This window comes from Lysobacter helvus, from assembly GCF_018406645.1.
Classification (GTDB): Bacteria; Pseudomonadota; Gammaproteobacteria; order Xanthomonadales; family Xanthomonadaceae; genus Noviluteimonas; species Noviluteimonas caseinilytica.
On sequence record NZ_AP024546.1, the window covers coordinates 2,753,372 to 2,762,764 of the forward strand.

A 9,393-nucleotide genomic window follows, 5' to 3' on the forward strand; every position below is an offset into this window, starting at 1 on the left:
CGCATTGACTGCAGCCCCGGGGGAAACGATGAAGCCGAACATCCAGCTTGTCCGCCGTGGCCACGTCGCCATCGACCTCGTAAAGCTGGTCGTCTGCGCGATCATCTTCACCCACGGCATCCACCGGTATCTCTACGGCGAGATCGCGCCCCTCGGCGACGCGCTCGCATCGTTCGGCTTCCCGTTTCCGCAGGCGCAGGCGCAGCTCGTCAACCTGGCCGAAACCGCGGGCGTCGCGCTGATCGCGTTGGGGGTTTTCGTCCGCACGCTGTGCGCCGTGCTCATCGTCATCTTCGCCACCGGGATCGCGCTGATCCATTGGCAGCTCGGCTTCTTCATCATCGGACCGGGCGAGGGCGGATGGGAATTCAGCGCGTTGCTGATCGCCTGCTTCACCGCGGTGGCGCTGGACTATTGGCCGAGTCGCGATGGCGCAATGCATGTCGAAGCTTCGCAACGCCGGTGACATGCGCGCTTCGTTGAGGCTCCCGGATCAGTCGATCGCAGCTACCCCAGCAACCCCACCACCCCGGTCGCCACGTCATACATCGCAGGCACCACTTTCAACGAACCATTCTTCACCCGCGAACTCACCACCGTGGACGCATGCGTCAGCGTGCTCACCTGGTTGAGGACGTGTCTCCGCGTAACGTCGTCCACTTCGGCGCCCGGGCCGCCGCAATCGTCGATCGCCGGCAGGATCCCGGCGAACAACGCGCTGATCTGGCCCGGCACTTCGTCGTTGCGGATGGCCGCCTTGATCGCGCCGCAGTTCGTGTGGCCCATGACGATGATCGCTTTCACGCCCAGCACGGCGACGGCGTATTCGAGGCTGGCGATGACTTCGGTCGACGCGGTGTTGCCCGCGATGCGCGTGACGAACACGCGGCCGATGTGTTCGTCCAGCACCAGCCCCACGGGCACGCGCGAATCGGCGCAGGCGAGGATCGCGACGAACGGGCGCTGGTCGTACGCCGTCTGCGCGTGCAGCACGTCCAGTTCATCGCGGGAGACCGACGCCAGGCCTTCGACGAAACGGCGGTTGCCGGCCAGGGCCAGCGCGATGGCGGCGTCGGGGGTGTCGGGCAGGGGTTCCATCCTTCAAGCAACGCACGGGTGGCGGCGCACCCGGACATTCACACCGACAGGCCCGCGTCGCCCTCCACGACGCTCTGCCGCATCTGCGGCCGTTCACCCGCCTGCCAGAGTGCGATTTCATGGCGCACGCGATACCGCAGCGGCCCGCCATCCGTGCCGGGGCTGCGCGCGATGGGCCGCGGGATGCAGACGAATTCGGTGACCATCGTGGTGGCGTCGACGCGCACCGTCGAGTAACCGTGCCCGCCCATGTCGACGAAGGCCAGATGCGGCGCCATGTCGGGATTGCGCACCGCGTAAGCCTTCGTCCGATCGCCGCGCTTCGCGTATTCCAGCGCGGAACGCACACCATGCCGCAGCAGCAGGTTGATCGTCGCCTGCGACGGGCCGCCGCCCGGGCTGGCGAGGTACAACGGCCGCAAGGGATCGTCTTGCTTCACGTTGTGTTCGTTGGCCTCCACCGTGCCCGGCGCGGAGATCGAACCGGTGACGAACGTGACGCCCACCGGTTCGAACGCCGCAGGCGGCAACGCCTTCGCGGCATAGCCGGCCCAGAAACTGTGGCGATCGCCGGACACGATGGCGAACCCGGTGATGCCGGCGTCGCGCACGGTGTCGAAGATTTCGGCGCGCTCGTGGTACGTGGCGCCCCAGTCGCCGGTGGCCATGACCGCGAAATCCTCGTTGGGCCACTTCGCCAGCGTGGGCGGCAGGTGCTGCGGGTCCACGCGCCAGTCGGGCGTGCCCAGCGAATTGCCCCAGATCTTCCACGTGCCTTGCGCACTGCGCAGGCGTTCGAGGAACCAGGTCTTCTGCTTCGCGCCCAGCATCGTCTGCGCGGCTTCCTTCGCGCGGTAATTCGGGATGTGCTTGTCGCCGAACGACAGCGTGGCCGGCGGGTGGCCGTCGGCATAGTCGCGGCCGCCGTCGAGTTGCCGTGCCAGCGTCTCGGGGACGAAGCCCAGCGTGTCGCCTTCGAACAGCGGATTGATCTCGTCGCGCGAACCCGGATCGCGCGAACGGAAGCTGCGTTGGTCGGTGAGCAGCAAGTCGATGTGCCGCCCCCAGCGCAAGGCGCGATACGCGATGAGGCTGTCGATCGCGGCGAGGTTGTTGGGTTCCTGCCCCAGGCCGTCGTCGTCGAAGGTGGTGACCGGGGCATCGACCACGTGCGGCGCAGCGAACGTATCCAGCGACGCGCCCGGCGGCGACACGCGCGCCGGCTGGTATTCGAACCACGCCTGGTTGGCGGCCACCTTCAGCGTCTGCGCAGGCTCCAGGCCCGCGCCGAATTCCTGGATCGACTGCCAGCCCTGCCACGAGAATTCGTGGTTGTCCCACATCGCCACGAACGGAAACCGCGCACGTGCATCCTGGATGTCGGGATCCTGCAAGTACGCGTGGTAGAGCGCGCGGTAGTCGTCGAGCGAGCCGGGCACCGTGAAGCGGTTCTTCGCCACCGCCTTGCCGTGTTCGAACGTGATCGGGAACGTGATGACGCGATCGTAGCGATGGCCGTTCTTCACCTGCGACGGGACCTGCACGACCTCGTAGATGAAGTCGCCCAGGTGCAGCACGAAGCCGATGCGCTCGCCGGGTGCCGCGCGTTCGTCTTCGAAGATCATCTTGCGATAGGCGTTCTGCGCGCCTTCGCAGATGTTCTGGCAACTGACGAAGGCGAAGCGCGCGGGCCGCGCATCGTCGTGCGCCGGCGACGTGAGCGTGCGACCGATGCGGCTGCCGTTGCCCTCCTCGTCCACGAAGCGGTACCAGTATTCGCGGGCCGGTTGCAGGTCGGCGACCAGCACGCGGCTGGTCCAGTCGGACGCGGCCTGCACGCGCGCCGACGCCGTCGCGACCACGCGCGTGAACGCGGGATCCTCCGCCACTTCGACGAGCAGCGTGGCGCCGTCGCGCCCGTCCGTATACGGGCGTCGCGTCCAGAGCAGGGCGCTGTTGAAGTCGGGGTCGCCGGAGGCCACGCCTTGCGGATACAGGTCGCGCCGTTCGCGCCAGCCACTCGACGACGGCTGCACGGACGCGCAGCCCCAGGCGAGGGTGGCGCCCAACGCGGCGGAGAGTTTCAGGAACTGGCGGCGATCCATGGTCGGCATTCGGGCCTCTGCAGCACGGCGCGCGGATCGCGGCGTCGCCACGCTAGACCTGATCCCCGGCGCGGGAGCCTGCCGGAAGTCACCCGTGCGAAACTCGGCCGTTCCAACGGATCGGCGCAGCGCAATGATCGAGCTTCCCGTCAGGGACCCGTGCGACCTGTGTGAAACGGCAAGCCGCGAAGATCGCTGGGCGATCATCGAGGAAAGCGAACACACGCTCACCCTGATCAATCCGTGGCAGTTCGAAGTCGGACAGTGCTGCGTCATCACGCGGCGGCATGTCGCGTTGTCGATCTTTCGCCCGAGGAATGCGCGGCCATCCTGGTCCAGGCGCAGCGCGTGGCGCAGGCGTTGGTCAGGGCTTACCACCCGCTCGGGATCCTGACGTTCCAGAACAACGGGGTGTACAGCGGACAGGAAACGCCGCACTTCCATTTCCATGTCGTGCCGCGGCAGGCGGGGAGCGATTGGGGGATCGGGCCGCCGCAGCTGGCGACCTTCGATGGGGCGGGGCGGCTACGCGGGACGGTGCATGATGCGGGCGGGGATGCGCAGCGGCGGGAACGTGTGCGGGCATCGGCAAGCCAGCTGGCGGAGACCGTGGCGTTGATTCGTTCGAAACTGCCGGAGTAGGGGCGCATGGCATTCCAAATCCTGTTCATCACCGAAGGCGACGCCATCCATCCTGCTGCCGAGATCCAGTTCGATCATCAACGGCTCTGCATCGTGCGTTTTTCGCCCGCGGGCGCGCCGGAGCTCGAATTCGTCCAGGACCTTTACGTCGGGGGGGACGTAGCGATGATTTTCCCGTTCGAGGAATTCATGGACACGCTTCGCATTGCATTGGACGACCTGGTTGCGTGGCGGCAGAACCTGGAGGAATTGGATCGATGATCAGGACTATCGGCAAGCCGCGTAGCTGGTGGCTATTCGCCGGTTCCTGCGCGACTGCACTCCTGCTGGGGTGGCTTGTGCCTCGGGCTTTACTTCGCCGGGGTGCATGCTGCGGGGCAGATCGGCTTCTGTATCGTCGTGGCTTGCGGGGTAGTCGCCGCCGTCTCGTGCATCCGCTACTTTGCAGGCCAGATCTCAGGACGTTACAGCGACCTGAGCGGCAAGCGCTGGACGGAATTGCCGTGGTAGCGATCGCCGCACCCCACTCACTTCCGGTCACGCCATGTCATACCCAACGCTTGAAGACCCCGCGTTCGATCGTGCGATCACCTTGCGGGACGCCTATCGGATCATGGAGCGATTCGCGAGCGCTTACCTGGCGCGCGGCGACACCTTGGTCTCCGACTTCCTGTACGCCTATGCAGGGGAATGCATCGGCGGCGGAGTGACGGATCCAGTCGCCATCGGCGATTTCCTCGACGCTGCAGATCAGACGTTGAACCCGAAGGAATGAGATCGTGTTGAACTGGGGCAGGATCGCAAAGTACGCCGTCGTGTTGTTCGTCGTGCAGTGCGTGATCGGACTCATCGTGGGCTTTTTCACGCCCGAGTTGTCGGGCAGCGTTCGCATGCACTGGCTCGGCACACACGGGCCTACGATCCTCGTGCTCCTGGAATGGCTCGTGCTGGTCTGCGCCCTGCTGGTGGGCACGGGCATCGGACGGAAGTTCCTGTGCCTGGCGCTCGCGTGTGTCGCGATGGGCGGTTGCACGTCTGTTCGCCCGGATGGCACGGCGCTGACGGGCTCGGCCGGCTTTGCCTGCGACATCGATGATGGCCCGGCCACGCTCGCCCACCTGCAAGCCAACGGTGCCGGCGTGACGTGGATCTTCAACGTCCATGGCCAGTCCCCCGATGGGCTGGATGGCGAGTATCCGATCAACGCCAGCGGACGACGTGGGTCGGCAAGCCTGCGAATATGCAACGACGCCATGGACTGCACGGCAGCGGTCGAAGGCACTGTCGTCGTCACCAGGCAGCATCGACGCCGGTTGGAGGGTTGGTTGGCGTACCGTTTGCCATCGCAGGCATCACAGCGTCGAGCGTTCGTGGCGGACATCGACATGGCGGATCGTGCAACCTGCCCATAGCCGGCAGGCGCATGGAGGACCGGGATGAAGATCCGATGGATCATGTTGGCCGCCCTCGGGATTGCCATGCATCCCGACGATGCCCGCGCCGCGAATGCAGATCCTTGCGACAGCGCAGCCGGCATGGCCGCGGAAGCCGCGCTTGAATTGAAAGAGGCCCGGTTGAACGCCGGTGCATTCGTCGGAACGTTTGAAATCGAAAACGCCAGCAAGACGAGTTCGATTTCGGTCGGGCTGGTCAGCGAGTCGGGCGGCGAGTTTGCCTTCAGGCCCGACTTCTCCATCGAGTCCCTCGACTTGTCCGGCCAATGGCGGCGGTTGATCGACCTGCCTGGCAGCTATCGGACGGGGCCGGCGATGCGCGTCTTGCCGCCCGGAGGAAAGCAGCAATTCAAGGCGATCCTGATGACGGCCGAAACGGCACGCCTGGATGCCCGTGAATTCAGATTGTTGTTGCGCACTTACAACCCGCGCCTTTGCGTCAGGTCGGTGCCTTTCCATGGCCTGCCGCCGAAGCCGCCCGTGCAGCGGCCGGAGCCGACACGACTGGTGGCCAGGCCCGGGGTTCCATAAACTCGCACCGTCCAACGATCGAGCCAGGCCCACATGGGGACGATCTTGAGCTTGATGGAACGCCTCGCCCAGCGCGCAACCCCCGGGCGCATGCCCGTGGCCGTCACGCCTTTCGGGTTTACCGTCGGGTCCATCTTCGTGGCCTGGCAGCGGGTTTCCGCGATCGCGGCCTGCATGGTGGATCGCACGACCGCGGACGCGGTGTCCCTCGAGTTCGCATTCGACGACCAGACCCTTGCGGTCAGCGAACTGCAGCCCGGATTCGATCTGCTGGAGGCCGCGATGGTGGCGTGCTTCCCGACCACTGCCGACTGGCGCCAGCGTGTCCTGCACGCGCCGTGCGATCCCTTCCGCGCGCTGCTTTTCAAGCGAGCGCCCTGATGCGGGATTTCAGGAACGGCCTCCGTCGCGTCACTGGTCCCGAACCCACGGAGGCAGCCATGCAGCGCATTGTCATTTCCGTACTCCTCGCGGGCCTGCCACTGCTGTGCCATGCGCAGCAACCGCGCGTGTCCGAGCCCACGCGCGTGCAAAGCCCGGACACGGCCCCCTTCGACGCGCTCCATCGCACGACCGATCCGCGCAGCCCGCAGGCATTCGCATTCCTCCGTGCGTACGGAACGCCTTCGGCGCAGCAGGTGGCCGCGCACGGGTGGCCGGTGGCGGCGTCCTTGCCCGAGGGACTTGCGCGGCACAAGCTCGGCAGCCGGGGCGCGATCGAGGATCAGCCCTACGTGCTGCTCGTCGACGCAGACCACAAGCGCATGTACCTGCTGCGACAGGATCGGCAGGGCGCCGTCGTGTATGGGCCCATCCAGTATCCGCGCGGCATCTGAGTCCCGCGACGCCATGCCGCAACCCGCCGATGCCGTCCTCTCGGTCATGCTCGCCGTGCCGGACGCGGCAGCCGCCACCGCGTGGTATCGCAGCGCATTGGGTGCGGAAGAACTGTGGAATCTCGGTTCGGTCGTGGGCCTGGTGATCGCGGGCGCACCGGTGTTCCTCGGCGAGCCCGCCAACAATGGTTGGGACTTTCCTGCGCGACTCGGGATGCCCTCGGTGCGCATCGAAGTCTTCTGCGACGATCCGGATGCGTTCCTGTCCCGTGCGGTCGCCGCCGGCGCCGTCGGCCGCACATATCCGACGCGCTTGCACGACATGCCGTGGGGCCCGCATCGCCAGGGCAGTTTCGTCGATCCGTTCGGGCACCTGTGGTTCGTGGGGGATCGTTCGCCGTTGAAGCAATCAACATGAGCGACGCACCGGACGATCCCGCCGCACGCCGCCTCGACCTGGCAGCCAAGCGCGACGCCTTGTTCGCGCAGCAAGCCGAGCGCGCGGCGCAGCAGCGGCATGCGGAAGAAGCGGCGGAATTCCACCGTTATCACGGCGCCGCGCTGGAAGCGGCGGGCGTGCGGCATGCGTTGCACTGGAACACCGAGGCCGCGCGCGGGCCGCTCACGACGTATCCGATCGGATTCGCCAGCATCCGCTGGGATTTCGTGCCGCATGCCGTCCGCCAACAGGGCGAGAGTCCGGCGCGCCTCAAGGAACTGCTCGAGGAAGCCTTGCGCGCCCTGGACGTGGCGCCCACGACGACGGTGATCGTGGACTGGTGCGTCTCGCGGCGCCCGCGCGTCGCGCTGTCCGCGGCCGATGCGTGCGCGCATGCGATCGCGTTGATGGCGTGCGCGTCCGACACGTGGGTGTATGCGCAGGGGGCGACGTGGGTGGTGGAGATCCACCACGACGGGTGGGTGACGTATGCCGACCGCCCGGGATTGCCGGAACATGCGGGTGACGGATGGCGGGACGAACGGACCGGACGCTGAGGTTGGGCGGAACGCAATCCACCCCCGCATGCGGCATGCTGTCGCCATGGACGCCAAACCCTTCGCGCCCGCCTGCGAGCGCAACCGTGATCCGATCCTCGCGGTGCTGCGCACGCAGTTTGCCGATCGCCGCAACGTGCTCGAAGTGGGCAGCGGCACCGGGCAGCACGCGGTGTACTTCGCGGCCGCGATGCCGTGGCTGCGCTGGCAGTGCGCCGACCTGCCATCCCAACTCCCCGGCATCCGGCAATGGCTGGACGAAGCCGATCTTCCCAACACACCGCCGCCGCTCGCGCTCGACGTCAGCGGGCGATGGCCGGCCGGGCCTTATGACGCAGTGTTCAGCGCGAACATCCTGCACATCGTCGGCTGGCCCGGGGTGGAGGCGTTCTTCGCCGGCGTCGGGCGCGTGCTCGAAGCGGACGGCATGCTCGTCGTGTACGGGCCCTTCAACGAAGGCGGCACGTACACCAGCGAAAGCAACCGCGATTTCGATGCGTGGCTGAAAGCGCGCGATCCGCGTTCCGGCATCCGCGATCTCGAAGCGGTGCAGGAGCTTGCGGCGCAGGTTGGCTTGCATGCCGTCGACAACGTGGCGATGCCGGCGAACAACCGTTGCCTCGTGTGGCGGCGGCAGGCGCGGGCAGCACGATGACGCGATCCATCTACGCCGTAGCGCGCGTGCCCGCGCTGATTCGATATGGCATCGCCGCGATCGTCGCGGGTTTCATGGTGTTCGCGGGCGTCGCGTTGGCGGGGGCAGGGCACGGCTGGGTCGCTGGCGGCTTCGGATGTTTTGCCCTTGCGCCGATCTGCTTTGTCGCGTGGGCCAATGCGGTGGGTGCGCGTCCGTCTCGTCCAAGGGCGGTGGCAACCGCGGGCCTGGCGCTGGTCGCCTGCATCGTCGTGGCCGTCGCCACGTCCTTCGAAGGCTTCGCACGCTTCGTCCACCATTGGTCCGCGGTCGGCATCGGCGGAATCCTCGTTGCAGGATTTGCTTATCTCAATGCGTTGCTTGTGTCTGCGGTAACGATCAAGCGTGCAGGGTGATTGGATACACTCCGCCCATGCGCGCAAAGGACCTGCCTCGTCGTGTCCATTGGCTCGGAAGGGGCCTGTTGCTGGTTTCCGCCGCGGGCGTCGCCTACACCGCGGTAGCGGCGTACACGCCCCATCCCGATGCCACGTTCTGGCTGCTCGCGGCGTTGTCGGTCCTGCTCCTCGTCGTGGCGCTGTTCGGCCCGGCGCGCCTTCGAAACCTTCTGATCGGCATCGCCTGAGCGCGATGCCCGCGGTGCAACGCCCCATGCAGACATTCCATTGGCTCGAGAAGTTCGACTTCGACGGACACGCGCTCGTCGTCCAGGTTGCGCAACTCGTGCGCGGCGAACCCGACGGCGCCATCGGACATCCCCTCGAAGTCACGCCGGACTCCGCCCGTTACCGCGTGCATTTCCCGGTCGTCGGGGCGTTCAAGACCGTGCCGGAATTGTTCAGTGAGGTGTCGGAGACCGCGAACAAGGTGGATGTATTCCTTTTCCACGAACCGGACAGCGCCTACGCGGCCGAAATGCAGCATGCGATGGCACTGGCAAGCGACATTCCGAGCGGCGGCGTGCAGCACTACGTGGTCCATGCCGAAAACGTCGTCACGCATGTGCTGGCGGCAAGCGCACCGCAGGTGTCGCGCGTTCCGATGGATCCTGACCCGCGGGCAGGGGCGTAGCGGCG

The 9,393-nt window shown here is 66.7% G+C and carries 16 protein-coding genes; 14 read left to right on the top strand and 2 right to left on the bottom strand.

Annotated elements, in window-relative coordinates; all coding sequences use genetic code 11:
• The first annotated feature begins 28 nt into the window (after positions 1 to 28).
• On the top strand, positions 29 to 466 hold the full coding sequence (locus tag LYSHEL_RS13340) for a DoxX family protein (RefSeq protein WP_213434520.1): 438 nt from the start codon (positions 29 to 31) through the stop codon (positions 464 to 466).
• 41 nt (positions 467 to 507) lie between these two features.
• On the opposite strand, the gene LYSHEL_RS13345 is transcribed toward LYSHEL_RS13340, so the two are convergent.
• Both LYSHEL_RS13345 and LYSHEL_RS13350 read right to left on the bottom strand, forming a co-directional pair.
• Positions 508 to 1,098, bottom strand: coding sequence for a carbonic anhydrase (locus LYSHEL_RS13345; RefSeq protein ID WP_213434521.1), 591 nt, complete (start codon positions 1,096 to 1,098; stop codon positions 508 to 510).
• Between the two features lie 38 nt (positions 1,099 to 1,136).
• A complete protein-coding gene (locus LYSHEL_RS13350) occupies positions 1,137 to 3,203 on the bottom strand; it encodes an alkaline phosphatase D family protein (RefSeq protein WP_244858545.1) in 2,067 nt (688 codons plus the stop codon).
• Between the two features lie 264 nt (positions 3,204 to 3,467).
• Between LYSHEL_RS13350 and LYSHEL_RS13355 the strand changes: the two genes are divergently transcribed.
• The 13 genes from LYSHEL_RS13355 to LYSHEL_RS13415 all read left to right on the top strand — a co-directional run bounded on the left by LYSHEL_RS13355 (position 3,468) and on the right by LYSHEL_RS13415 (position 9,388).
• Positions 3,468 to 3,845, top strand: coding sequence for an HIT family protein (locus LYSHEL_RS13355; RefSeq protein WP_213434524.1), 378 nt, complete (start codon positions 3,468 to 3,470; stop codon positions 3,843 to 3,845).
• 6 nt (positions 3,846 to 3,851) lie between these two features.
• Positions 3,852 to 4,106, top strand: a complete 255-nt coding sequence (locus LYSHEL_RS13360; protein ID WP_213434525.1) for a hypothetical protein — start codon at positions 3,852 to 3,854, stop codon at positions 4,104 to 4,106.
• Positions 4,107 to 4,458: 352 nt separating this feature from the next.
• Positions 4,459 to 4,620, top strand: coding sequence for a hypothetical protein (locus tag LYSHEL_RS13365; protein ID WP_213434526.1), 162 nt, complete (start codon positions 4,459 to 4,461; stop codon positions 4,618 to 4,620).
• 4 nt (positions 4,621 to 4,624) lie between these two features.
• Positions 4,625 to 5,257, top strand: coding sequence for a hypothetical protein (locus LYSHEL_RS13370; protein ID WP_213434527.1), 633 nt, complete (start codon positions 4,625 to 4,627; stop codon positions 5,255 to 5,257).
• A 24-nt stretch (positions 5,258 to 5,281) separates the two neighbouring features.
• Entirely contained in the window at positions 5,282 to 5,830 is a 549-nt protein-coding gene (locus tag LYSHEL_RS13375) for a hypothetical protein (protein WP_213434528.1), read from the top strand.
• Between the two features lie 54 nt (positions 5,831 to 5,884).
• Positions 5,885 to 6,211 carry a hypothetical protein gene (locus tag LYSHEL_RS13380; RefSeq protein ID WP_213434529.1) on the top strand — a complete coding sequence of 109 codons (327 nt, stop codon included), beginning with the start codon at positions 5,885 to 5,887 and terminating at the stop codon, positions 6,209 to 6,211.
• Between the two features lie 59 nt (positions 6,212 to 6,270).
• On the top strand, positions 6,271 to 6,666 hold the full coding sequence (locus LYSHEL_RS13385) for a hypothetical protein (protein ID WP_213434531.1): 396 nt from the start codon (positions 6,271 to 6,273) through the stop codon (positions 6,664 to 6,666).
• 13 nt (positions 6,667 to 6,679) lie between these two features.
• Positions 6,680 to 7,084 carry a VOC family protein gene (locus tag LYSHEL_RS13390; protein WP_213434532.1) on the top strand — a complete coding sequence of 135 codons (405 nt, stop codon included), beginning with the start codon at positions 6,680 to 6,682 and terminating at the stop codon, positions 7,082 to 7,084.
• The gene (locus tag LYSHEL_RS13395; protein ID WP_213434534.1) at positions 7,081 to 7,662 is read left to right on the top strand and encodes a hypothetical protein; all 582 of its coding nucleotides are present in this window, start codon (positions 7,081 to 7,083) and stop codon (positions 7,660 to 7,662) included. The genes LYSHEL_RS13390 and LYSHEL_RS13395 overlap by 4 nt, the downstream gene beginning before the upstream one ends.
• Positions 7,663 to 7,708: 46 nt before the next feature.
• Entirely contained in the window at positions 7,709 to 8,317 is a 609-nt protein-coding gene (locus LYSHEL_RS13400; RefSeq protein ID WP_213434535.1) for a DUF938 domain-containing protein, read from the top strand.
• Positions 8,318 to 8,343: 26 nt separating this feature from the next.
• The gene (locus LYSHEL_RS13405) at positions 8,344 to 8,712 is read left to right on the top strand and encodes a hypothetical protein (RefSeq protein WP_213498447.1); all 369 of its coding nucleotides are present in this window, start codon (positions 8,344 to 8,346) and stop codon (positions 8,710 to 8,712) included.
• Positions 8,713 to 8,780: 68 nt separating this feature from the next.
• Positions 8,781 to 8,942 (top strand): hypothetical protein, encoded by a 162-nt coding sequence (locus LYSHEL_RS13410; RefSeq protein WP_213434538.1) that lies wholly within the window; start codon positions 8,781 to 8,783, stop codon positions 8,940 to 8,942.
• Between the two features lie 26 nt (positions 8,943 to 8,968).
• Positions 8,969 to 9,388: a hypothetical protein gene (locus LYSHEL_RS13415; protein WP_213434539.1), complete on the top strand. Its 420-nt coding sequence runs from the start codon at positions 8,969 to 8,971 to the stop codon at positions 9,386 to 9,388.
• The last annotated feature ends 5 nt before the right edge of the window (positions 9,389 to 9,393 follow it).